This window comes from Allobosea sp. CRIB-10, from assembly GCF_900112185.1.
Classification (GTDB): Bacteria; Pseudomonadota; Alphaproteobacteria; order Rhizobiales; family Beijerinckiaceae; genus Allobosea.
The window spans coordinates 59,690-81,925 of sequence record NZ_FOKP01000006.1; the positions used below are offsets into that span (position 1 = coordinate 59,690).

27 protein-coding genes and 2 pseudogenes are annotated in these 22,236 nt (G+C 64.1%); 6 read left to right on the forward strand and 23 right to left on the reverse strand.

From position 1 onward, the window contains the following. Positions 1-138 precede the first annotated feature (138 nt). The 7 genes and pseudogenes from BMZ69_RS31070 to BMZ69_RS10315 all read right to left on the reverse strand — a co-directional run. Positions 139-857: pseudogene (locus tag BMZ69_RS31070) on the reverse strand (efflux RND transporter periplasmic adaptor subunit); the annotation flags it as partial. Beyond that, a complete protein-coding gene (locus tag BMZ69_RS10290) occupies positions 856-1,587 on the reverse strand; it encodes an amino acid ABC transporter ATP-binding protein (protein WP_092156697.1) in 732 nt (243 codons plus the stop codon). The gene BMZ69_RS10290 and the pseudogene BMZ69_RS31070, both read right to left, overlap by 2 nt. Before the next feature lie 116 nt (positions 1,588-1,703). Then, the gene (locus BMZ69_RS10295; RefSeq protein ID WP_092156698.1) at positions 1,704-2,546 is read right to left on the reverse strand and encodes a transporter substrate-binding domain-containing protein; all 843 of its coding nucleotides are present in this window, start codon (positions 2,544-2,546) and stop codon (positions 1,704-1,706) included. 37 nt (positions 2,547-2,583) lie between these two features. Continuing rightward, positions 2,584-3,225: an amino acid ABC transporter permease gene (locus BMZ69_RS10300; protein ID WP_092156545.1), complete on the reverse strand. Its 642-nt coding sequence runs from the start codon at positions 3,223-3,225 to the stop codon at positions 2,584-2,586. A gap of 8 nt (positions 3,226-3,233) precedes the next feature. After that, positions 3,234-3,902: an amino acid ABC transporter permease gene (locus BMZ69_RS10305; protein WP_092156546.1), complete on the reverse strand. Its 669-nt coding sequence runs from the start codon at positions 3,900-3,902 to the stop codon at positions 3,234-3,236. A gap of 134 nt (positions 3,903-4,036) precedes the next feature. Continuing rightward, positions 4,037-5,122 carry a Gfo/Idh/MocA family protein gene (locus BMZ69_RS10310; protein WP_092156547.1) on the reverse strand — a complete coding sequence of 362 codons (1,086 nt, stop codon included), beginning with the start codon at positions 5,120-5,122 and terminating at the stop codon, positions 4,037-4,039. Next, positions 5,119-5,982 carry a sugar phosphate isomerase/epimerase family protein gene (locus tag BMZ69_RS10315; RefSeq protein WP_175506749.1) on the reverse strand — a complete coding sequence of 288 codons (864 nt, stop codon included), beginning with the start codon at positions 5,980-5,982 and terminating at the stop codon, positions 5,119-5,121. Before BMZ69_RS10315 ends, BMZ69_RS10310 begins: the two co-directional genes overlap by 4 nt. A gap of 244 nt (positions 5,983-6,226) precedes the next feature. Between BMZ69_RS10315 and BMZ69_RS10320 the strand changes: the two genes are divergently transcribed. Next, complete coding sequence (locus BMZ69_RS10320; RefSeq protein ID WP_092156548.1) at positions 6,227-6,922, forward strand: TetR/AcrR family transcriptional regulator; 696 nt, start codon at positions 6,227-6,229, stop codon at positions 6,920-6,922. Here BMZ69_RS10320 and BMZ69_RS10325 read toward each other — a convergent pair. The 6 genes from BMZ69_RS10325 to groES all read right to left on the reverse strand — a co-directional run bounded on the left by BMZ69_RS10325 (position 6,919) and on the right by groES (position 12,086). Further along, positions 6,919-7,233, reverse strand: coding sequence for a hypothetical protein (locus tag BMZ69_RS10325; protein WP_092156549.1), 315 nt, complete (start codon positions 7,231-7,233; stop codon positions 6,919-6,921). The two genes, BMZ69_RS10320 and BMZ69_RS10325, sit on opposite strands and share 4 nt — an antisense overlap. Further along, the gene (locus tag BMZ69_RS10330) at positions 7,230-7,499 is read right to left on the reverse strand and encodes a hypothetical protein (RefSeq protein ID WP_175506750.1); all 270 of its coding nucleotides are present in this window, start codon (positions 7,497-7,499) and stop codon (positions 7,230-7,232) included. Before BMZ69_RS10330 ends, BMZ69_RS10325 begins: the two co-directional genes overlap by 4 nt. A gap of 108 nt (positions 7,500-7,607) precedes the next feature. Beyond that, the gene (gene htpG, locus BMZ69_RS10335; protein WP_092156551.1) at positions 7,608-9,488 is read right to left on the reverse strand and encodes a molecular chaperone HtpG; all 1,881 of its coding nucleotides are present in this window, start codon (positions 9,486-9,488) and stop codon (positions 7,608-7,610) included. Between the two features lie 310 nt (positions 9,489-9,798). Next, positions 9,799-10,014: a hypothetical protein gene (locus BMZ69_RS10340; protein WP_092156552.1), complete on the reverse strand. Its 216-nt coding sequence runs from the start codon at positions 10,012-10,014 to the stop codon at positions 9,799-9,801. 72 nt (positions 10,015-10,086) lie between these two features. Next, positions 10,087-11,712 (reverse strand): chaperonin GroEL, encoded by a 1,626-nt coding sequence (gene groL / locus BMZ69_RS10345; protein WP_092156553.1) that lies wholly within the window; start codon positions 11,710-11,712, stop codon positions 10,087-10,089. A gap of 59 nt (positions 11,713-11,771) precedes the next feature. After that, on the reverse strand, positions 11,772-12,086 hold the full coding sequence (gene groES, locus BMZ69_RS10350) for a co-chaperone GroES (RefSeq protein ID WP_092156554.1): 315 nt from the start codon (positions 12,084-12,086) through the stop codon (positions 11,772-11,774). A 262-nt stretch (positions 12,087-12,348) separates the two neighbouring features. Here groES and BMZ69_RS10355 point away from each other — a divergent pair, with 262 nt between their 5' ends. From BMZ69_RS10355 to BMZ69_RS10370, 5 genes are all read left to right on the forward strand, one after another. Continuing rightward, the gene (locus BMZ69_RS10355; RefSeq protein ID WP_092156555.1) at positions 12,349-12,618 is read left to right on the forward strand and encodes an usg protein; all 270 of its coding nucleotides are present in this window, start codon (positions 12,349-12,351) and stop codon (positions 12,616-12,618) included. Between the two features lie 100 nt (positions 12,619-12,718). Continuing rightward, the gene (locus BMZ69_RS10360) at positions 12,719-13,069 is read left to right on the forward strand and encodes a hypothetical protein (RefSeq protein ID WP_092156556.1); all 351 of its coding nucleotides are present in this window, start codon (positions 12,719-12,721) and stop codon (positions 13,067-13,069) included. Between the two features lie 14 nt (positions 13,070-13,083). After that, positions 13,084-13,206 (forward strand): hypothetical protein, encoded by a 123-nt coding sequence (locus BMZ69_RS32360; RefSeq protein ID WP_280142081.1) that lies wholly within the window; start codon positions 13,084-13,086, stop codon positions 13,204-13,206. Positions 13,207-13,462: 256 nt separating this feature from the next. Continuing rightward, entirely contained in the window at positions 13,463-13,939 is a 477-nt protein-coding gene (locus tag BMZ69_RS10365) for an Hsp20 family protein (RefSeq protein ID WP_092156557.1), read from the forward strand. Between the two features lie 126 nt (positions 13,940-14,065). After that, positions 14,066-14,359 carry a DUF982 domain-containing protein gene (locus BMZ69_RS10370; protein WP_092156558.1) on the forward strand — a complete coding sequence of 98 codons (294 nt, stop codon included), beginning with the start codon at positions 14,066-14,068 and terminating at the stop codon, positions 14,357-14,359. Between the two features lie 174 nt (positions 14,360-14,533). On the opposite strand, the gene BMZ69_RS10375 is transcribed toward BMZ69_RS10370, so the two are convergent. The 10 genes and pseudogenes from BMZ69_RS10375 to BMZ69_RS10425 form a co-directional block, all read right to left on the reverse strand. Continuing rightward, positions 14,534-15,633, reverse strand: a protein-coding gene (locus BMZ69_RS10375) for an IS3 family transposase (RefSeq protein ID WP_244543304.1) whose coding sequence is annotated in 2 segments (ribosomal slippage) — positions 14,534-15,372 and positions 15,372-15,633 — 1,101 coding nt in all. Because the reading frame shifts where the segments join, the coding sequence is not laid out codon by codon here. 174 nt (positions 15,634-15,807) lie between these two features. Next, a pseudogene (locus BMZ69_RS10380) lies at positions 15,808-16,078 on the reverse strand (PRC-barrel domain containing protein). A 404-nt stretch (positions 16,079-16,482) separates the two neighbouring features. After that, entirely contained in the window at positions 16,483-17,013 is a 531-nt protein-coding gene (locus tag BMZ69_RS10390; RefSeq protein ID WP_092156561.1) for a hypothetical protein, read from the reverse strand. 35 nt (positions 17,014-17,048) lie between these two features. Next, on the reverse strand, positions 17,049-17,348 hold the full coding sequence (locus BMZ69_RS10395) for a PepSY domain-containing protein (protein WP_092156562.1): 300 nt from the start codon (positions 17,346-17,348) through the stop codon (positions 17,049-17,051). A gap of 153 nt (positions 17,349-17,501) precedes the next feature. Continuing rightward, the gene (locus tag BMZ69_RS10400) at positions 17,502-17,738 is read right to left on the reverse strand and encodes a DUF6894 family protein (RefSeq protein WP_175506751.1); all 237 of its coding nucleotides are present in this window, start codon (positions 17,736-17,738) and stop codon (positions 17,502-17,504) included. A 33-nt stretch (positions 17,739-17,771) separates the two neighbouring features. Further along, positions 17,772-18,512: a Crp/Fnr family transcriptional regulator gene (locus BMZ69_RS10405; RefSeq protein WP_092156564.1), complete on the reverse strand. Its 741-nt coding sequence runs from the start codon at positions 18,510-18,512 to the stop codon at positions 17,772-17,774. 12 nt (positions 18,513-18,524) lie between these two features. Further along, a complete protein-coding gene (locus tag BMZ69_RS10410) occupies positions 18,525-18,821 on the reverse strand; it encodes a SemiSWEET family sugar transporter (protein WP_092156565.1) in 297 nt (98 codons plus the stop codon). A 303-nt stretch (positions 18,822-19,124) separates the two neighbouring features. After that, entirely contained in the window at positions 19,125-20,168 is a 1,044-nt protein-coding gene (locus BMZ69_RS10415; protein WP_092156566.1) for a sensor histidine kinase, read from the reverse strand. A gap of 22 nt (positions 20,169-20,190) precedes the next feature. Further along, positions 20,191-20,634 (reverse strand): response regulator, encoded by a 444-nt coding sequence (locus BMZ69_RS10420; RefSeq protein ID WP_244543305.1) that lies wholly within the window; start codon positions 20,632-20,634, stop codon positions 20,191-20,193. After that, positions 20,631-22,124: a sensor histidine kinase gene (locus BMZ69_RS10425; protein WP_092156567.1), complete on the reverse strand. Its 1,494-nt coding sequence runs from the start codon at positions 22,122-22,124 to the stop codon at positions 20,631-20,633. The genes BMZ69_RS10420 and BMZ69_RS10425 overlap by 4 nt, the downstream gene beginning before the upstream one ends. Positions 22,125-22,236 lie beyond the last annotated feature (112 nt).

Sequence of the window (22,236 nt, forward strand, 5' to 3'; positions counted from 1 at the left end):
GATCCGCATGCCGCGCTGTGACGCGTTTCGCGGCAAGCTCATGATCTGCCACGGCACACTGGCCGAACGCAGACATTCCATCGTTGTTCGAGAGATACCGCCGCGGTGTCGTTGGGGGCGGCAGCGGGCAGGCACATCAAACGGGTGGACGTGGTTGGTGATCGCGATCTGGCGCAGCAGCACCTTGCGCACGACGTGCGCTGTCCTGACCCGATCGGTGAAGATCGCGGCATCTCCGGCGCTGCCGGCTGGCAACGCGCTGGCGAAGGTTTGGTCATCGAGTTTCACGCGGACCACGAAAGGCGCTGCCTGCACTGATTTCGGCATGACTGCGGCGCCGGAAGTCTGAACCCGACCTGTCGCGACGGCTTGCAGCACCTCTCCACCTTCCCCGCCTGTACGGCTCCCGGCACCCGTTTGAAGGCGAGCTCGACCGGCTGGGCGGCCGCGACGTAGCGCGCGTCGATTTGGTTGATCTCGACCCCCACGATCGTGTCGGAGGTGTCGATGAAGGCCATCACCGGCGAGGGTGGCAAATTGCCGACGCGGGCGCCTTTGCGCAGCGCGAGATTGGTGACGTAGCCGTCGGCCGGTGCGCGCACCGTGGTCTTGTCGAGATTCCAGCGCGCGCCGACGAGCTGCACCTTGGGCCGATCGATCTCGGCCTCGCGCTGCTCGACATCGAAAGCCCTGCCGGTGCCGCGCGACTGGAGCTGGGTCATCTCGGCGAGCCGCGTCTCCCGGGATTTGAGCTGCGCGGCAATCGCATCGACTTGCGACTGGAACGGCAGCGGATCGATCCTGAACAGCACATCGCCCGCCTTGAGCGGCGTGTCGGCGCCCTCGACGCCGATCTCAATGCCGCGGCAGGATCTCTCCGAGGAATTTGCGCGTCCGCTCGTGCCTGGGATTGCTGAAAAACTCCTGCGGCGCTGCTTCCTCGACGATGGCGCCGCTGGCCATGAAGATCACCCGGTCGGCGACCTGGCGCGCGAAGCCCATCTCATGGGTGACGCAGATCATCGTCATGCCGTCCTCGGCGAGTCCCACCATCGTGTCGAGCACCTCCTTGACCATTTCGGGGTCGAGCGCCGAGGTCGGCTCGTCGAACAGCATCACCTTCGGCTCCATGCACAGCGCCCGGGCGATCGCGACGCGCTGCTGCTGCCCGCCCGAAAGCTGGGCCGGGAACTTGCCGGCCTGGTTGAGGATCTTGACCCGGTCGAGCAGGCGGCGCGCGGTCGCCTCCGCCTGGGCGCGGGAGACGCAGCGCGAGCGCATCGGCGCGAGCACGCAGTTCTCCAGGACGGTCAGGTGCGGAAACAGGTTGAACTGCTGGAACACCATGCCGACCTCGCGGCGGATGGCGTCGATGACGCCGGCATTCTCGATCAGCCTTGTGCCGTCGACGACGATCTCGCCCTTCTGATAGGGTTCGAGATGGTTGATGCAGCGGATCAGCGTCGACTTGCCGGAGCCCGACGGGCCGCACAGGACGATCTTCTCGCCGGTGCGCACCGTCAGGTTGATGTCGGTCAGGACCTGGAAGTCGCCGAACCATTTGTTCACGCCCTGCATCGCGATCATCGACGCGGAGTTCTGGTCGGTCATGGCAACGCCTTTCAAACGGTCGCTCGCATAGCCCGTTCAGCCGCTTGCGGCTGAACGGAACGAAGTCAGGCCAAATCCAAGGTCGCGCCTGCTCAGCTCGCGATGAACGGAATGTCCGGCACGCTGTCCGGGAAGGGCGGCAGCGGGTTCTTCATCCACTTCGGATAGATTTTCGCCAGCTCGCCATTGGCTTTGATCTTGTCGATGAAGCCGTTGATGAAGGCGTTGATCTCCTTCTCGCCGAGGCGCGTGCAGGCGCCGTTGTAGAGCTTGGTGAATTCGAGCTTGTTCTCGAAGACGCCGGGCTTCGCCTCCTCGAGGCGCGGGATGTAGAAGATGTTGCCGCCGACGGCCTGGACCTGGCCGGAGAGCAGCGCCTGGATCGTCGGCGCATCGCCGTCGAAGCGCCGGATCGTCGTGCCGGCGGGCGCGGTCTTGGTGATGTCGGCGTCCTGCACGCTGCCGCGGGCGACGCCGATCGTGTACTTGCCCATGTCGGCATGCGTCTTCACCGCCACGTCCTTCGGCGCGATGAAGGTGATGATGTTGGCGGCGTAGGGCTTGCTGAACTGCACCGCCTTGGCGCGCTCGGGCAGCATCGCCATGGTCGCGAACAGCACGTCGACGCGGCCTGAGGTCAGCGCCGGAATGCGGTTGGCGACGGCGAGCTGCACGAACTCGGCCGGAACGCCGAGCTCCTTGGAAAACAGCTCCGAGATATCGGCGTCGAGCCCCTCCTGCTTGCCGGCGGAATTGACGAAGCCCCAGGGCGGGTTGTCGCCCTGAATGCCGATGATGACCTTGCCGCGGCTCTTGATCTCGGCCGGCGTCACCGCGAGCGCCGGTCTGGTGATCAGCATCGGCATGGCCAGCGTCGCGGCGCCGGTGGCGATGAGCTGGCGGCGGCTGAGGCCGGTCCGGGTGGTATGGGTCATCGTTCCCTCCTTGTTGGTCTTGGTGATGCCGCCGATATCAGTGCGAGGCTGCGGCAAGCCTGCGCTCCAGCCGTGCCCCGTAGAGCGAGAGCGGCCAGCAGATCAGGAAGTAGAGAGCGCCCACCGCGCCGAAGACGAGCAGGGGCTTGAAGATCTGGTTGGAGACGATGGTCCCGGCCCGGGCGAGCTCGGTGAAGCCGACGATGGCGGCGAGCGACGTGCCCTTGATCAATTGGACGAGGAAGCCGATCGTCGCCGGCAGCGAGATCTTAATCGCCTGCGGCAGGATCACGTCGCGCATGCGCGAGACATAGCCGAGGCTGAGCGCTTTGGCCGCCTCGGTCTGTCCCTTCGGCACGGCCTCGATCGAGCCGCGCCAGATCTCGCCGAGGAAGGCGCTGGCATGCAGCGTGAAGCCGATGGCGACGGAGAGCCAGGCGTCGAGCTTCAGGCCGACCAAGGCAAGGCCGTAATAGACCACGAAGAGCTGCATCAGGAGCGGCGTGCCCTGGAACAGCGCGATGTAGCCGGCCGTGCCGCGTTCGAGCGGGCGGATGCCGGAGGTGCGGGCCAGCGCGATGCCGAGGCCGCTGATGGAGCCGCAGACGAAGCCGATCGCGGACAGGAAGATCGTCCACTTCAATCCGACCAGCAGGAAGAGGAATTCGCTCCGGTTCATGGCGCGCCTCACTTCACCGGGTAGCTGAAATGGCGCGCCGTGATCTGCGCGAACATCCGCATCATCAGCCAGGACATGGCGAGGTAGAGCAGCGTGACGACGCCGTAGACCTCGAAGCTGCGGAAGGTGTTGTTCTCGATGTTCTGCGCGACCGAGGTCAGCTCATAGGCCGAGATCGCCGAGGCGATGCTGGTCGTCAGCGTCAGCAGGATGAACTGGCTGGTCAGCGACGGGAAGATCGCGCGCAGCGCCGGCTTCAGCACGACGAGACGGAAGACCTGGCCCTTGTGCAGGCCGAGCGCCAGCCCGGCCTCGATCTGGCCCTTGCTGATCGACTGCACGCCGCCGCGGATGATCTCGATCGCATAGGCGCCGCCATTGACGCCGAGTGCGATGATCGCCGTCGGCGTCGGATCGAGCCTGATGCCGGCGAGCGGCAGCGCGAAGAAGATGAAGTAGATCTGGACCAGGAACGGCGTGTTGCGGATCAGCTCGACGAAGCTGATCACCAGCCAGCGCAAACCGCGATAGGGCGAGTCGCGCAGCACGACGCCGCCGATGCCGATGACGAGCGCGAGCACCATGCCCGCCAGCGCCAGGCCGAGCGTGCCGAGGCAGCCCCACAACAGGTCCGGAAGCCCGTCGATGACGGGAGCGAAATCGAACTTGTAGTTCAAGACGTTTCTCCCCTCCTTGCCGGACCTTCTTGCGGGTCCGGGATCTTGGCTGCGTTTCGTCTCTCCCTCGGCGCCGTGCAGGCCGGCGCCGTTTTTCCTGGTCTTGCCTTGGCCGGTGCCCGGCGCTGCCCGGCTTACGAGGCCTTTCGCTCCGGCTGGGGCGGAAGCAGGGTCGCGCAGCGCTCGCGCAGGTCGATCCGCTGGCCGGTCGCGGCGGCCTCGGCCACGGCGAGCGTCGCGATCAGCGTGCGCGCCCCGTCCTCGACCGGCTGCAGCGAGGCGGCCTTGCCGAGGATCAGGTCGCGGAAATGGTCGAGCTGGGCGATGTAGGGGTCGAGCGTCGGCGCATGGATCCGCCGCGCCTGGATCGGCTCGTTCCAGCTGGGAGCGTCGCCGGCCTGCGTCCACTGCACCAGATTGGGGAATTCGAGCGCGCCGCGGCTGCCCATGAAGCGGTAGCTGCTCTCGCCGCTGAACGGGAATTCCGGCGCCTCGCCGACGCCCTGCTCGGTGGTCCAGGGCGAGACGGCGCTGTCGCTGGCGAAGAAGGTTCCGATTGCCCCGTTCTCGAACTCGATCAGCACGCCGGCCGTGTCTTCGACGGCAAAGCCGCGCTGGCGGTTCGAGACGACGGCGCCGACCGTAGCGATCTCGCCAACCGAGAAGCGCAGGAAGTCGATCTCATGGATCAGGTTGATCAGGACGGGACCGCCGCCGGCCTGGGTCCGCCAGGGCGCGATCTTGAAATAGGGATCGGGCTTGTACACCGACCAGATGGCGGAGACGCCGACGAGATCGCCGATCTGGCGCTCGTTCAGCAGCGAGCGCAGGGTCGCGACCTGGCGATGATGGCGGCGGTGATGGCCGACCAGCGACTGGATGCCGGCAGCCTTGACCGCCGAGATCAGCGCGTTCGCCGACGCCAGTGTGTCGGTGACCGGCTTCTCGATCAGGATATGGATACCGCGGCGGGCGCATTCGATGCCGTTCTCGGCATGGAGCTGGTTGGGCGAGGCGATGATGACGGCATCCGGGCGGGTCTCGTCGAGCATGGCGCGATAATCGGCGAAGACGCGCGCAGCGGGGTTCTGGGCTGCGACCTGCTCGGCATTGACGTCGGCGATCCCCGCGAGATCGAAGTCGGGATGCTCGGCGATCTTCGCCAGGTGCTTGCGTCCGATCAGCCCTGCGCCGATCACGCCGATTGCGATGTTGGTCATGCTCTCACAGGTCCCTGTGTCGTCGGGCGGCTCATTGAGCGGCTGGTTGCGGGCGCTTCGCGCGGCGGCAGGCTGTCGAGCAGTCGGCGCGTCGCGCTGTAGGCGGTCGCGATGCGCGCGCGGGCATCGAGCCCGCGCATCGGCAGCTCGACGCTGAGCGCCGCATCGGACGGCAGCGCCCGCAGCAGCGCGGCGAGCGGCAGCGCGCCTTCTCCCGACGGCAGACGTCCCTCACGCGCTTCGGTGATCGCATCGGTGTCGGTCTGCGGCTGGGTCGCGGCTGCATCGCAGAGCTGGGCCGCGCGCAGAAGCTCGCCTGGCACGGCGGCAAGATCGCCGGGAGCTCCGCCCGAGCGGCTGAGATGCAGGGCGTCCACCAGCATGGCGCCGTTCGGCCTGCCGGCCTGGCGCACGATCGCCTCGGCCTGCGCCAGGGTCCCGACCACGCGCCAGCGCATGAACTCCAGATCGACCCGCAGGTCGAACTCGCCGGCAAGATCGCACAATGCGGCGAACGTGGCAGTCAGGCGGACATGATCGCTGTCATCCCCCGATACGGTCACCGCGCTTGCACCCAGTTCGGCGCCGGCTTCGAGCAGCGGAGCGAAGGCGGCGATGTCGAGCCCGGGCGTCAGCTGGATGAACTCGATCTCGTTCAGGCGCACGCCTTCCGACGCCAGGATCGTCCGCAACTCCCGTTGCGCCCATGAACCGGTCCGGATCGGATAGGCGACGCCGCCGGCCATCGCCGGATGGACGCGCAAGCCAATGGCGCCGAAGCCGGCGCTCGCCGCCTCCCGCGCCAGCTCCGGCGGGGAGAGTTCCAAGGCCGTCAAATGGGCGAGTCCGAGTGCGCTCATCGGCCGGCAGCCTCCCCATGGGCGAGCGACGGGTCGCCCTGCCGGCCGGGATGCCGTGCCGCAGCCGAAACGGATGGGAGAATCCGAGCGGATCGACTGGATGCCGCGGTCGTCATGCGTCTCCCCGTAATTAACCCATTGGATAATTACAGCCTAATTATCCTTGCGGATAATTGCTGTCAAGCGCCGTCAAATCGGTTAAGGAGGAGGCGCAATCGCCAGGACGGGCAGTCGAGACCGCGAGATGAAAACTGTGAGCGCGCGCAGGCCGGTGGAGAATAAGCCAGCCAAGGTCCGCCGGCGGGACCGCGAAAAGACGAAGGCCGAGATTCTGCAGATCGCTTTCGAGGAGTTCGCCGAGAGTGGGCTGCTCGGCGCCAATGCCGACGCGATCGCGGCCAAGGCTGGGATCACCAAGCGGTTGATCTTCTACTACTTCAACTCAAAGGAAGAGCTCTTCATCGCGGTGCTGGAGATGGCCTATGGCAAGATGCGCCTGGCCGAGGAGGACCTGCATCTCGCGACACTCGAGCCGGAAGCGGCGATCCGCCGGCTCGCCGAATTCACCTTCGACTTCCACCAGGCCAATCCGGAGTTCGTCCGGCTCGTCGCGATCGAGAACATCCATCGCGGCCGGCACATCCAGCGCAGCGAGAAGCTGACGCAGATGACTCGGCCGATCATCGGCCAGATCGAACGCGTGCTGGCCAAGGGCAAGAGCCTCGGCGCGATTAGGCCGGAGATCGATGCGCACGAGTTGCACGTGACGCTGAACGCCCTGTCGATCTTCTCGGTGGCGAACCGGCACACTTTCGAGGCGCAGTTCCGCTGGGACATGAGCTCGCCGGAAGCGAAGGCCCGCCGGCGAAGGGAGATCGCGGAGGTATTGTGGCGTTATGTCCGCAGCGACGAGTGTTCCTCTGCGGCAGATCGGAGCTAGTGCGCCGCCGGATTGGCGCGCGCCTCGCGGCCGAGGGCTGGCGGCTGCGGGTCGAGCTCGCGGCGGCAGAGGAGCCGCCGAACATCGCCGCCCTTCACTCTGCGACGGTGAGCCGCCCCGGCATGGATGCGCGGGGCGCCATAGGTCTTGTGCGAGGCGCCATGGATCGTGCGCATCTTCCGGGTGAGATCAATGTCCCGGGCCGCCCGCAGCGACGCGGGCCTGCCGCGCCAGGCATAATAGCCTGACGCGGAGACCTTGAAGACACGGGCCATGGTCTTGATCGGGAACACGGCCTGATGCGCGCTCATGAACCGGAAAACCCGTTCGGGTTCGCCTTGCTCTCCCGCGCGAACCAGGCCGCCGCCTTTGACAGGATATCGCGCTCCTGGCGCAACCGATGGTTCTCACGGCGAAGACGGATCAGCTCTTCGCGCTCGGCCGTCGTCGCACCGTCACTACGCTTGCCGGCGTCGCGATCAGCCTGACGAACCCAGTTGGCGATCGACTGCGCCGTTGGCTCGAACTCTCGCGACAGCTCTTCAGGCGTTCGCCCGGATCGGACCAACTCGACCATCTGCCGTCGGAACTCCGGCGGATATGCAGCTCGAAAACGCGGCATCGGACACTCCAGAAAATGACTTCAAGCGTGTCCACAAAACCGCGGCAACTCCAGCATCGCCGTTTAGCCATCGCCGAAGCTCCGCGTCACCAGCCGGTTCAGCCTTTCGGCGAATGCATTGGCGTCTGTCGGGCGCTCGCCGTCCAGGACGCGGGCGGTATCCAGGAGGAGGTGTGCGATGTCACTGCGTAGCGCGCCGTCCTCGACACCGGCGAGAGCCGTGACCACCGCATGACGCGGGTTGACCTCCAGGATCGGCTTGGCGGCACTGTCGAGGCGGCCGGCAGCGTTGAGCAGGCGCTCAAACTGGCGATCCGGCCCCTTGTCCGACGCGACGAGGCAGACCGCACTATCAGTCAGCCGATCCGAGGCCCGAACATCCGCGACCTGATCAGCCAAGGCGTCCTTCATCGATAGGAGCAGGGTCTGGACCTCCTGGCTCGTCTCGGTTGACGGCGACGCCGCACCATCGAGCAAGGGAATGAGACCGAGATCGGCCGCGCCTTGCGTCACCGACTTGAACGGCTTGCCCTCGAATTCCGGCATGCCCGAGACCCAGAAGCTGTCGACCGGATCGGACAGCAGCAGGACCTCGATGCCACGCGCCCGGAAGCCTTCGAGCTGTGGCGAGTTCGCGATCCGGCCCGCATCGTCGCCGGCGATGTAGTAGATCGCCGTCTGGTTCTCTTTCAGCGCGGCGACATACTCCTTCAGGCTCCGCCAGCCTTCGCCGGAAGCCGTGGTCCGGAAGCGGGAGAGATCGAGAAGCTGGGCGCGACGCTCGAAGTCCTCGTAGAGCCCTTCCTTGATCACCGCGCCGAAATTCTCCCAGACCAGGGAAAAAGTCGCGGCATCCTGCTCAGACAGCTTCGCAAGATCGGAGAGCACCCGGTTGGTGACGCCTTTCTTGATCGCGCCGAGCAGCGGGCTGTCCTGGATCATCTCGCGGGAGACGTTGAGGGGCAGGTCGGCCGTGTCGACGATGCCGCGGACGAAGCGCAAATAACGCGGCATCAATTCGGCTTCGTCGGTGATGAAGACGCGCTTCACATAGAGCTTGATCCGCCCCTTGCGCTCGGCGTCGAAGAGATCGAACGGGCGTGCGCCCGGCACGAAGGCGAGCGCGCTATACTCGTGCCGGCCCTCGGCATGGAAATGGATGGTCGCCGCCGGCTCGTCATATTGCCCGGCGACGCTGCGATAGAAATCGACATACTCATCCTTGGAGATATCGCTCTTCGGCCTGGTCCACAGCGCGGCGCCGTCGGCAAGCGTGGCTGGCTCTGCTCCGGGCTTCTCGACCAGAGCGATCGGCACCGGGACATGGCCGGATTGCTCCCTGACGATGCGCTCCAGCGTCCAACGCTCGGCATAGGTCTTGGCGTCGTCCATCAGATGGAGCGTCACCCGCGTGCCGCGCGCCGGCGCCTCCTCCAATGCAACAGGCGCCACGGTGAACTCGCCCTTGCCGTCCGAGGACCAGGCCCAGGCCTCGTCGCTACCGGCGCGGCGGCTGACGACCTCGACCTCGCCGGCGACCATGAAGGCAGAGTAAAAGCCGACGCCGAACTGGCCGATGAGCTGGGCGCCTTCCTTGCCCTCAGCGGTAGCGACACGTTCCATGAAGCTGCGTGTGCCGGAACGGGCGATGGTGCCGAGCGCCTCGATCATCTCGTCGCGGCTCATGCCGATGCCGTTATCGGCGATGACGAGCCGGCCCGCCTCGGCGTCCACCTCGATGGTGATGGCGAGCTTGGGCTCTTTGCCGAGCAGCGCGGGATGGGCGATCGCTTCGTAGCGCAGCTTCTCGCAGGCGTCGGCGGCGTTCGAGATCAGCTCGCGCAGAAAAACGTCCCGGTCGGAATAGACCGAGTGCACCATCATGTGCAGCAGGCGGGAGACGTCGGCTTCGAAGCTGCGATGTTCGGCTGTGGCGGTCGTCATCGTTCGGATTTTCCAGATAAGGTCCTGATCAAGGCGAGTATGGCGTTCAACCGCGCGGTTGCGAACTCTCCCGCGCCGGACAATCGGGCTTCGATGTGAGCGGCGACCGTCTGCCAGGTTGCCGATCCATCCCGGGTCATGACGGCCAAGAGATTATCTTTAAGCCCATGTGTTGCGCTCTCGACGTTCGTGATGAGGGGCTTGAAACAGCCGGAGGTTGAGATGTCCTTCGATTCCTGAAGAGCATCGGTCCATGTCGGCTGACTGAGATGATTGTGGCGAATGGTGGGGCTTTCACGAGACCTCTCGCCTAGGCCTTCTCGCGAAAGCGATCGATCGCGCGCTGCGCGAGGTCATCCTCGTCCAGCGCCAGTGGAACCAGCGAAGCCACGATATAGGCGAGGTTGTTTCTCTCCTGTTCGTCGGAGCCCTCCGGACGCGACGGCTTGAGTTCCGCCCATGCCTTTTCAAGAGCGGCCTCGGCACGGGCCAGGTCGATGGGATCGGTCAGCGATGAAAAGGGCATGGCTTCCCTCGGGATGCCCAGGAGATCGCGGCATTGGAGAGGGCGCCACGGAAGCCGCGGCGCCCTCCATGCTCAATAATCCATACCGCCGGCCGGCATCGCCGGAGCCGCTTCCTTCTTCGGCAGCTCGGCGACCATCGCCTCCGTGGTAATCAGCAGCCCCGCGACCGACGCCGCATCCTGGAGCGCCGTGCGCACGACCTTGGTCGGGTCGATGATGCCGGCCTTGACCAGATCGCCGTACTCGCCGGTCTGGGCATCGTAGCCCCAGGCATAATCGGAAGACTCCAGCAGCTTGCCGACCACGACCGCGCCGTCACCGCCGGCATTCTCGACGATCTGCTTGGCCGGCGCGGTGATCGCCTTGCGGACGATCTCGACGCCGGTCTTCTGGTCGTCATTGCCCGGCACGAGCCCTTCGAGAGCCTTGACCGCGCGCAGCAGGGCGACGCCACCGCCCGGCAGAATGCCTTCTTCCACCGCGGCGCGGGTGGCGTTCAGGGCATCGTCGACGCGGTCCTTCTTCTCCTTGACCTCGACCTCGGTCGCGCCGCCGACGCGGATGACCGCGACGCCGCCGGCGAGCTTGGCCAGACGCTCCTGGAGCTTCTCGCGGTCGTAATCCGAGGTGGTCTCCTCGATCTGCGCCTTGATCTGCGCAACGCGGGCGTCGATCTCAGCCTTCTTGCCCGCTCCGTCGACGATGGTGGTGTTCTCTTTCTCGATCCGGACCTTCTTGGCCCGGCCGAGCATGTCGAGTGTAACGTTCTCCAGCTTGACGCCGAGATCCTCGCTGATCGCGGTGCCGCCGGTCAGGATGGCGATATCCTCCAGCATGGCCTTGCGGCGATCGCCGAAGCCTGGCGCCTTGACGGCAGCGATCTTGAGGCCGCCACGGAGCTTGTTGACGACGAGCGTGGCGAGTGCCTCGCCCTCGACATCCTCGGCGACGATCAGCAGCGGCTTTCCAGTCTGAACCACCGCTTCCAGGAGCGGAAGCATCGTCTGGAGCCCCGAGAGCTTCTTCTCGTGGATCAGGATGTAGGGGTCTTCGAGCTCGGCGACCATCTTCTCGGTGTTGGTCACGAAATAGGGCGAGAGATAGCCGCGGTCGAACTGCATGCCCTCGACGACGTCGAGCTCGGTCTCGGCGGTCTTGGCTTCCTCGACCGTGATGACCCCCTCGTTGCCGACCTTCTTCATCGCCTCGGCGATCATCGCGCCGATCGTGCGGTCGCCATTGGCGGAGATGGTGCCGACCTGTGCGACCTCCTCCGAGCCGGTGATCGCCTTGGAATGCTCGCCGAGCGACTTCGTTACCGCTTCGACGGCCAGGTCGATGCCGCGCTTGAGGTCCATCGGATTGATGCCGGCGGCGACCGCTTTGGCACCTTCACGGACGATCGCCTGGGCGAGCACGGTCGCGGTCGTCGTGCCGTCACCGGCGGCGTCGTTCTGCTTCGAGGCCACCTCGCGCACCATCTGTGCGCCCATGTTCTCGAACTTGTCGGCGAGCTCGATCTCCTTGGCGACGGTGACGCCGTCCTTGGTGATGCGCGGCGCGCCGAAACTCTTCTCGATCACGACGTTGCGGCCCTTCGGGCCCAGCGTGACCTTCACGGCATTCGCCAGCGTGTCGACGCCGCGCAGCATCCGCTCGCGCGCGTCCTGCGAAAACTTCACGTCCTTCGCAGCCATGATTCCTCACTCCTTCAGACTTGAGGTTTCAGGTTGATGAGATGGGATGAAAGGCCCCGTCAGGCAGCCTTCTTGAGGGTCGCCGTCGCCTCGACGACGCCCATGATGTCGGACTCCTTCATGATCAGAAGATCCTGGCCATCGATCTTGACCTCGGTGCCGCTCCATTTGCCGAAGAGCACGCGGTCGCCGACCTTGACGTCGAGCGGCACGAGCTTGCCGGTCTCGTCGCGGGCGCCGGGCCCGATGGCGACGACCTCGCCCTCCTGCGGTTTTTCCTTGGCGGTGTCGGGGATGATGATCCCACCCTTGGTCTTCTCCTCGGCGTCGATGCGCTTCACGACGACGCGGTCATGCAGTGGCCGAAACTTCATGAGTTCCTCCAGTTTCCATGTCGGTCACATGTCAAAGCGGGCCGGCCCTATGCGGGTCTCGCGGCGAGGTTCCGCGCGCCCCTGAGGCGCCGTGCCCGCGCGATGATCTAGGTTGCCCCATTTTCGCCTTCAAGAGGCTGGCAGCACTTTTTTCGAGCGAGTGCTAACATCTTGAATTTGTAGACCTAACCGGAACTTTTCGACTTGCGGGCGCATTGGATTTGCGCTGCCATGAGCAGCGCAACCACGGAGCTGAAAAGGAATGGCTTCCACTGATTTTGCCCGTCAGATCGCGGGCTATGGCCTGACCACCGCCGGCATCCTCTATCGCCTGCCCGACCACCCATCGATCCTGCAGGAATATATCTGGCAGGACTACGACCTCGCCCCGCGCTTTCCCGAGCTCAACAAGTTCCTCGCCTTCTGGCAGGCCAAGCTCGACGGCAAGCTGTTCCGCATCACAGTGGCCCATAAGGACCTGATCGGCCCCGCCGACCTCAGCGCGGTGAGCGGCGAGTTCCGGCTGCAGTAAGGAGGCGCCGCTCGAACCTCTTGAAGCTTTCCCTACGGGACCCAAATTCATCTCGCGTGCCTCGCGCAGCAACTGAAAGGAGCTTTTTGGAGGACAATCGATGAGCCAGCCATTGACCGCGATCGTGCCGCCGGCTCGTCCGGACACGGACGACGCAGCGCTTGACCGGCTTTTGCACCCAAGTCGGTTCTATGAGCGCCCGCATGATGTCCTGCTCGACGATACGCTTCCGAACTCGGAAAAGCGGGCGATCCTGTCGTCCTGGGCATCCGATGCCTGCGCCGTGGACTCATGTCCCGCGCTGCGACACCCACCCTTCGCAGCCCAGCCGATCGGCTTCGACGAAGTGATGGACGCACTCACATCGCTCGATCACGGCGAGAGTGGCAGGCAGCTCGGCGCCGGGAGGACGAGCAGGCAGACGGCGCCCGGCGACCTCCTCTCCATGTGAGCATGGAGGTGCAGATGTCCGCTGTCGAACTCATCCGGAGCAGGCGACCTTTGGACAAGGCCAGCCTGGCTCGGTTCGTTGCACTTGCGATGCTCGTCGTTGCGAGCGGATTCATCCTCGCGATCATCCTGACATGATCCAGACCCCGCCGAGCTTTCGGCGGGGCAGTTCCGGCTTCAAGGGTGCCAGCGCTCGGGGGGCCCTCGTGCGACGTCGTTGTCCGAGCCATCGAACGATGCGTCAAAAATGTCGCCGACCCTCTTGAACACCGGTTGATCTGATCCAAATCGATAATTGCCGATCGCCTCTTATGGGATCGGCCGGTCAAGCCGGCGTCGGTGAGACCTCGGAATGGCCGACTTGTACCCATGTTGCTCAATGGAGGATGTGGCTATGAGAACCGTCTTCGATTTTTCTCCCCTGTATCGGTCAAGTATTGGCTTCGACCGCATATTCGGCGCGCTCGAAGCTGCGAGCCGGCTGGACCCGGCCGGTAACTGGCCGCCCTACGACATCGTCAAGACCGGTGACGACGACTATCGCATCACGATGGCCGTGGCCGGCTTCTCGCAGGACGAGCTCACGATCACGCATGAGCCGAACATGCTGATGGTGTTCGGGCAGAAGGCCGGCCAGGACAATGGCCAATATCTGCATCACGGCATCGCCGAGCGCGCCTTCCAGCGCCGCTTCGAGCTTGCGGACCACGTCAAGGTCGTGGTCGCCAACCTCGAGAACGGTTTGCTGACGGTCGATCTGAAGCGCGAGCTGCCCGAGGAGATGAAGCCGCGCCGGATCGAGATCGCCACCGGCACCGCACTGCCGAAGGCCGATCGGCCGCAGATCGAAACCGGCAAGCGCGCAGCCTGAGCAGAGGCCGCTTGAAGGCTGACGTCGGGCGCTGGGCGAGAAGCCCGGCGCCAGGCGCTTCGTACTTTTGAACGCAAGGAGGACTGCTATGAGCGTTCGAGATCTGATCCCCCGGGGCCAAGAACGATGAATGCCGAACACTTTGAACGCCCGGTTGTAATACTCGTCGGGCTAGGTCATCCAGCGGCGATTTCGTCAGTCATGGAGGCCTACATGTTCCTGGTCGACTGGCCGCCGAGCAAGCGCGATCCAGCCCACAACTTCGCGATAAAATCTTGTCTTGCCGCTATGCGCGGCGAAGTGGAAGCGGAGACCGTTCGCGGCATCTTCGCGACGCTGGCGGAGAAATACGGCATTCTGGCGCCGGACGTAGCGGCCTTTACCGCGGCCTACCGGGAAGGCTCGCAAGGCCGCGCCTGAAGAACTGCCCGGCGTCCTCTGGGCGCCGGGTACAGTGCTATTTTTGATGACGGCCATCGGAGGAGGCCATGCCACGGAAGCCGGCCCTGCTACTTCACGTCACCGACGTGAAGTGTGACCTGAGACCCTTTTCTCCTCCGGTCTGAGGGAGAGTCCTGGGTTTCATTTCTGGCCTCAGGCGGCCTGTTCTTCCAGCGCGGATTTGAGGGCGAACTCGGCGGGCGTTATGTTGCCGAGGGCCGAGTGTGGTCTGTGGCGGTTGTAGTCCTCTTTCCATGCGGCGATGGCGCTGCGGGCCTCGACGAGCGTCGAGAACAGCGTGTCGTTGCGGCACTCGTCCCGGAAGCGTCCGTTGAAGCTCTCGACGAAGGCATTCTGCGTCGGCTTGCCGGGGGCGATGTAGTGCCACGCGACGCCGGTCTCCTGGCACCAGCGCAGGATCGCCATCGAGGTGAACTCGGTGCCGTTGTCGGACACGATCGTCCCCGGCCGGCCGCGCAGCCGAATGACGCCATCCAGTTCCCGGGCCACGCGCAGGCCCGAGAGTGAGGTGTCGGCGACGAGTGCCAGGCACTCGCGCGTGTAGTCGTCGACGATGGCGAGCACTCTGAAGCGGCGACCGTCCGAGATCGTGTCGGACAGAAAATCGAGGCTCCATCGCGCATTGGCCCGATCAGGCACGAGCATGGGCCTGCGCGAGCCCAATGCCCGTTTGCGGCCGCCACGCCGGCGCACCTGCAACTTCTCCTCGCGATAGAGCCGTCGCAGCTTCTTCTGGTTCATCACGATGCCCTGGCGGTCCAGCATGATGTGGATCCTGCGGTAGCCGAACCGCCGGCGCTCTCCTGCCACGGCCTTCATCGCCTCGCGCAGCAGGGCATCGTCCGGCCGGGAGCTCGTGTAGCGCACCGTCGAGCGGTCGATCGTCAAGGCCAGGCACGCCCGACGCTGGCTCACCGCATGCACCGTGCAGGCATGAGACACCGCCTTCCGCTTCGCATCGGGCGTCACCATTTTTTTGCGGCGACATCCTTCAGGATCGCGTTGTCGAGCATCTGTTCGGCCAGCAGCTTCTTGAGGCGGGCGTTCTCGTCCTCGAGGGTCTTCAGTCGACGCGCATCCGACACGTCCATCCCGCCATACTTCGCCTTGAACTTGTAGAAGGTTGCCGAAGAGAGGCCGTGCTTGCGGCAGACATCCGCTGTCGCAGCTCCAGCCTCCTGCTCCTTCAGCATCCCGATAATCTGCTCTTCCGTGAATCGTGAGGGGCGCATCGTCCGTCTCCGTGAGGGACGGACTCTACTCAAATCTGGAGGAAGATCAGGATCTCAGGTCATCGCGGCTCACTCATTCGGCGCAGCCGAACCCCACGACGTCAACGTCCAAAGACAGAACGGCCCGGCCCTGCGAAGCGAGACCGGGCGGATCACTACGAACTTTGGATTCCGCTACGGATCGATCTGCTCAGGCATCGCCTTCAGCTGGTCCTTGGTCCAGCTGGTGAGCGCGTGAACCTCGCCGTCCTCGTCACGCATGAAGTCGAGCTCGCTCACCGAAACGGCCACGGGCCTCGCGCCGATGCCGCCGACATCGATCACGACCTGGGCGCTCATCCGTGCACCGTGGATATGCGAGACCGATCCGATCTTCGTCGCCTGGGCCATAGATCGTCGCGCCGTCAAGAGTGTCGGCGGTGAGCTCGCTGGCGGATAGGCGCACGTGCTTGGAATGGTCCGTGGTTTCCTCCTCGACTCTGGAAACGAAGGAACGACTGGGACACCGCGCTGTTCCGTGCCGCAAATGAGCCCTCGGGGCGTGGGCCGAGAGAGTACTATGGACAGCTGCCATTCAAGGACCAGTAGCTGGCGCTTCCTGCGAAAACACCCACAACCGTGCCAGTCAGAAACCAGAGCCGCCTTATGCGAGTGCGGGCACCGGATAGGTAGATCACTTCCCCGACCCAGCCGCCGAGCAGCACGCCGATGATAAGGAACGCGTTCGCGTCGCCGCAGCGGAAGATCCTGATCGCCTCCATGCGCCAAGGTAGCGGCGGCCGCGGTCTAGACAGATAGAAACCCCGCCGGCGCGAGCCGACGGGGCTGTCAATTTGCTCCGAAGGTCGCTCAGATCAGAGGCCGATAGGGTTCTCCGCGCTCGTCGAAGCGCGTCCAGCCCTCATTCCGATAATCAGTGAGCCGCGCATCGCGATCGATCGGCGTGGCACCGTCCATAATCGCTTCGGCAGCCGGTGCCTGGTCCTCATGCGCCTTGACGGACACCACGGTTCCGCCACGCCGCACTGTTTCGGCGTAATAGTTGGCGCTGTCCTCGTCCTCGCCGGCGGTGGTGAACGCACCGATGAGGCCTCCGGTGACGCCACCTGCTGCGGCAACGGCGGCCGTTGACGCCAGCCAACCCGCCGCGACGACTGGACCAATGCCAGGTATCGCGAGCAAGCCGAGCCCCGCCAGGAGGCCTGCCGCACCGCCAAGCGCAGCGCCGATACCTGCACCCTCACCGGCGTTGCTGTTGTCTGCGCTCTCATGCCGGCCGATCAGACTGATGTCGGCCGCTGGAACCCCGGCCGATTGCAATTCTTCGACGACCCGTCGGGCGATGTCGTAACTCTCATAGGAACGGGTGACTGTACGCATGAGAATTCTCCTCCTCTTAACTCGAAAGGCTAAAGTCAGTTGCGGGTGATGTTGCCGCGGTAGTCGACCGAGACGGTCACTTGGGCGCCGGAATGCGTCGCAGTCCCCTTCCAAACGCCGTTGTCGTCCCTCTTCAGTTCACTGACGCTCGTGTAGCCATTCGCCTCGAGACGGCTCTTGGCCTGGCCTTCGGTGAAACTGTTGGCGCCGGGAAGCGGGGCGTTGGCGTCGGCCGGGGCGTTGGGTGATGGTGTCGGCGCTGTCGTCGACGTTTGGGCGGTGGCGGCTGCCGACATGCAGGCGCACAAAAGCGACGCGAGAACCACGTTGCGCATCGAAATCTCCTTATATGGCAGATAGTTAGCTAATTGCCCTGAATAACGGCAGCAGGCAGCAGAAGTTCCATCTGCGCCCGGGAAACTGGTCGCTAGAGGTGATTGAGGACGACCGTCGACGATCGCGGCCAAATGAAAGGACAGTGCAAGCGATCAGTGCCCATCAAGATTCAAGGTCACCGTATAAATTTTTGCGCCGGCCGAGTCTTTTACGACGACCGCAAGCTCCATGTGATCGCCATTGGGAAGCTTTTCGCGGTTCAGGCCGGAAAGCAGCTCCTTCGCAGCGTTCTTGGCGGCTTGATCATTGGGCAGCTCTGTGCCCTCGTCGTCCAATTCGATATGGTCGCCATCGCGCGTGTGAAAGAAGTACCGGGGCATGCCTGTCAAATGCGGCTCGCCGTCCGGTGTTCCAGCCGCGCCTCACTTTTTGGAACTGGCTTCCCGTAGATGCAGATAATCCGGGTCGAATTCAGCCAGTTGGCACAGGCCTTTCCAGTCCAGGATGGTCAGCTTATTTGAGCGTACGCGCACAAGCCCCGCCTGCCGAATCTCGCGCAGCTTCTTGTTCATGTGGACGGTGGACAGACCAAGCGCGTCGGCGATTTCCGGCTGCGTCAACGGCAGCTCGCAGGTTTTTCCATCTGACAGGCCGATCGCAGTCATCTTGGTGATGAACTCACAGAACAAATGGGCGATCCGGCTCGGTGCCGAGCGCCGGCCGATACCGACCATCCATTCCCGGTAGATGGCGGCTTCCACAAGTGTCTCGCGCCAGAACGCTTCAGCAATCCGGTAGTAAGATCGGGTTAGGATGCGGACTGCCTCATGAGGAATGAAGCCAACGGTCGCGGCGGTGAGGGTTCCCAGATTGTGGTCCATCTGCTCAATGAGGAGCGAGTGGATATCGGGAATATCGCCTGGGAGATGCAGGGAGAGGATCTGGCGCTGCCCGTCGCCCACGATCTTGTACCGGCAAACCAAGCCTTCGGCGACGAGGCAGCAGTTCTTGGTCCGCTCCCCTTCGCTGACGATGTCATGGCCAGCTTCGAACTGCTTGAGGACCAGCGGCAGTCGAAGCAGTTGGTCTCGCTCCTCGGACTGCAAGGGCGAGTTCGTTTCGAGCTTCCGAACGAGCCTCTCCAGATAGTGGTCCTTGTCCATGGGCCCTCGATCTCACGCGTCAGGATCCACCGTATCAGCCATCGCGTCCTTTTTCGCCTGCGGCAGGAGAGTCATCAGCAGGATGAAGGATGCCAGCAGAAGGCAGACACTATTGGTCACGATCAAAGGCCACTCGCCCAGCCCGATCCCGTAGAGCGTCCAAAGCGCGAAACCAGACACTGTGAAGCTGTACATCACCGGAGAGATCGAGCCGGTGTCGCGGCTTTTGACGATACGCCAAGCTTGCGGCACGAAGCTGATCATCGAGCAAAGCGCGGCAACCGAACCCGCGATCGTTATCCAGTTCATGTTACGCCCGCCTGTCGCGTGCACGGCGACACGAGCTCAAGCATTCTGGCAGGTCCCATCGCGGGCAATGGCAACAAAACGTTCACCAACATTCCCGGCATTTGCATCAAATACCGGGGGACGCGGAACGATCGGATTGATGCGGAATTTCTTCGCGACCAGTGAGGGACGATCCGATGCGGTTTGGCGTTTCGTTGGAGTTCTGGATCTACCTGGCCTTGGCGCTCAACTTGGCGCTGGCGCTCGCGATCAATCTCTAGAACGATGCTGACGGTCATTCGTTCGCCGTGCATTGTCCCATCCCTATCCCAGCTTTTCGTCGAACGTGATGGATGCCAGCGTGCCGATCGGCTGGCTGCGATATTCGAGGGTCGAGCCGAGGCTTTTCGACATCGCGGCGATGATCTTGGCACCGAGCCCGCTCCCCTTTGCCGTCCCGTCACCGGTCCAGCCGACGCCATCGTCCGCGACGCTGAGCATGATCTGATTGGACGGCGTTCGCGAAACGCTGACGCGAACCTCGCCCTCTCCAACCGGGTAGGCATATTTCAGGGCGTTGGTGACCAGTTCCGTCGCGATCATGCCGACCGAGACGGCCCGGTCCGTCTTGATCGACACGGGCTCGGCGTCGAGCTTGACGATGGGCGTCCTGCCTGAGGCCGTGATCGAGTTGCCCAATTCGCCGACGAGTGTGTCTAGGTAGGCCGCTAGGTCGACCTGCTGGACGTCTGTCGAGGTGTAAAGACTGCGATGCAGGTTCGCGATGGCGGTGATGCGCGCCTGCGTTTCCGCCAGCGCTGCCTTGGCTCCAGGCTCCTTCACGGCGCCGGCCTGCATCCGGACTAGCGAGCCGACCAGCGCCAAGCTGTTGGCTACGCGATGATTGACCTCAGCCAGCAGCATCTCGGCCCGGTCCTTGGCCTGGCGAACCTCCAGCTCGGCCTCTTCCTTTGCCCGCATCAGCCGGGCGCGTTCGACAGCCTGTTCCAGCGCAGCCACCAGCAGCACTTCAAAGTCGTCGCCGATCGCCTTCACGACATAGTCGACGGCGCCAGCCTTGAGCGCCTGGACCGCGATGGAAAGCTCGGTCGAGGCCGTGACGTAGACCACCGGAGGCGCCTGCTCGCGTGCTCTCAGACCCTCGAGGACGGTGAGGCCCGAGGTCGTGCCGAGATCATGGTCGAGAATGACAACGTCGATGTCGCCGTCTGCCAGACGCACAAGCCCAGCTTCCGCGGTTGTGACGTGATCGACCTGATAGCCGCGGCGGCCAAGAATGCGTTGCACGAGCCGCCCCAGGGCAGCGTCGTCGTCGATATAGAGAGCCTTGATGATGCGGTTGGGCATTACCGCGTCGCCACTGACTGGATCATTCGGTTTCCGGAACCTGCATCACCGAGAAGAACAACCCCAACTGCTTGATGGCGTTGGCGAAGCCTTCGTAGTCGACGGGCTTGGTGATGTAGACGTTCGCACCCAGATCGTAGCAGCGCTGGATCTCACGGCTGTCATCGGTCGTGGTCAAAACGATGACCGGCGAGCGGCGCGTATGCTGGTTCGCCTTGACCTTCTCCAGGATGTCGACGCCGGCCATGTCCGGCAGGTTCAGATCGAGCAGGATGAGCAACTGCCGGCGCGAGCTGGCTTCGCCGGCCCCATCCGCTCCGAACAGGAACGCCAGGGCGTCCGTGCCGTTCTGGAATGGGATGATCTCATTGTTCACACCCGCACGGCGGATGTTTTTCTCGATAAGGCGAGCATGACCCTCGTCATCCTCGATCATGACGATCGAAACCGGCTTTGCATTGCTCATGTGGCGGTACTCCGCTGAACCGCGCTGAGATCAGGCGGCAACAAGATCGAAAAGGTCGTGCCAGCGTCCAGTTCGGAGCTGACGGTGATGTCGCCGCCGAGATTGCGAACGATAGTCCGGACATGCGCCAGGCCGATGCCTTCGCCCGGCTTGTCCTGCGCACCCGATCGACGAAAGAGCTCAAAGATCCGTTCGTGATCGGTCGGTGCGATGCCGCGGCCATTGTCTTCGACCTCGATGACGACCCAGCCCGATTTCTCCCGCTTCGCGCGCATGACCACTTTGAGCTCGCGCTTCGGTGACCGGTACTTTATCGCATTGTCTAGGAGGTTACCGAAGATCTGTTCGATCGACAGCCGATCGCTGCGAATCTTCAGCGGCGGAGATTCGACGGTGATGCCGTCGCCATTCTCGCTCGCCTGATGGTGCACGGCTGCCGCAGCGGCCTGCAGCGCGGCAGGAAGGTCGATCGCTTCGGCGCGCAGAACGCGCTTGCCTTCGCGCGAGATCTTCAAGATGGCGTTGATCAGCCCATCCATCTTTCGCGTCGAGGAGCGGATGAAGCTGATCGCTTCCGGCAGGTCCGCATCGACAGCGATGCGGGCTTCCTCAAGCGCTGCCGGGGTCGCCGCTTCGCCGGCATCAAAATAGGCTTTGATCGGCGCCGCAGTCGCTTCGAGCTCGCTCGTGAAACCCATGATGTTGACGAGCGGCGCCCGCAGATCGTGCGTCACGATATAGGCGAAGCGCTGGATTTCTTCATTGGCCCGGGTGAGCGCTTCGGTACGCTGCTGCACGCGCTGTTCGAGCCCGATGTTGAGGGCCGTGACCTCGGATCGAGCGGCGATGATCTCGCGCGTATAGCGCACGATAGTCCAGAATGCAGCGGCCGCGAACAAAATGATGACGAGCGCGCCGAGCGTGATGGTCCAGCGCAGCCGCGTCGATGCCGTTTCTTGGCCGGCGATCGCCCGTTGAAGCCGTTGCTCGGATTGCGCGATAATGCTGCCAAGTCCGACACGAACGTCATCCATCAGGTTGCGGCCCGAGCCCTGCCTGACCGTGGCGAGCGCATCGTCCCAGGCGCCACGCTCCGCTACGGCAATTGTTTGTGCCAGTTCCGTCAGCTTGCCACGCAGCGCGCCCTCCAGCCGGGAGACCTCGGCCTGCGCCAGCTCGGCCGCTCCAGCCGATGCCTTGAGGCGCTGCAGTGTCGGCTCGAACCGGGCAATCGCATCGGTGTAGGGGCGAAGATAAGCAGCGTCGCGCGACAGCAGATAGCCGCGCTGGCCGGTCTCGGCGTCCTGCGCAAGCGAGAGAAGGTCAGCCGTTGCGCTGCGCGTCTCGCGGAAGGCGACCACCTCGTCAAACTGGCGTTCCGAAGCCCGGGTCAGCCAGAAGGCTGCGATGACGATGACCAGCAGCGCAATCCCCGCACCGGCGAGCAGAATGAGGTTAGATCTGAGAAACTGCGCTTGGGAAATAGGCATCAACACGTCTCTGCGGGCCGGCCTCCATGGCCGGGATGCGTGAAGCGCGCAATAGCAAATGACAGAGTTTTAAGAACATAAAAAACGGTGGCCGGGCGATTGCCCTCCGCGA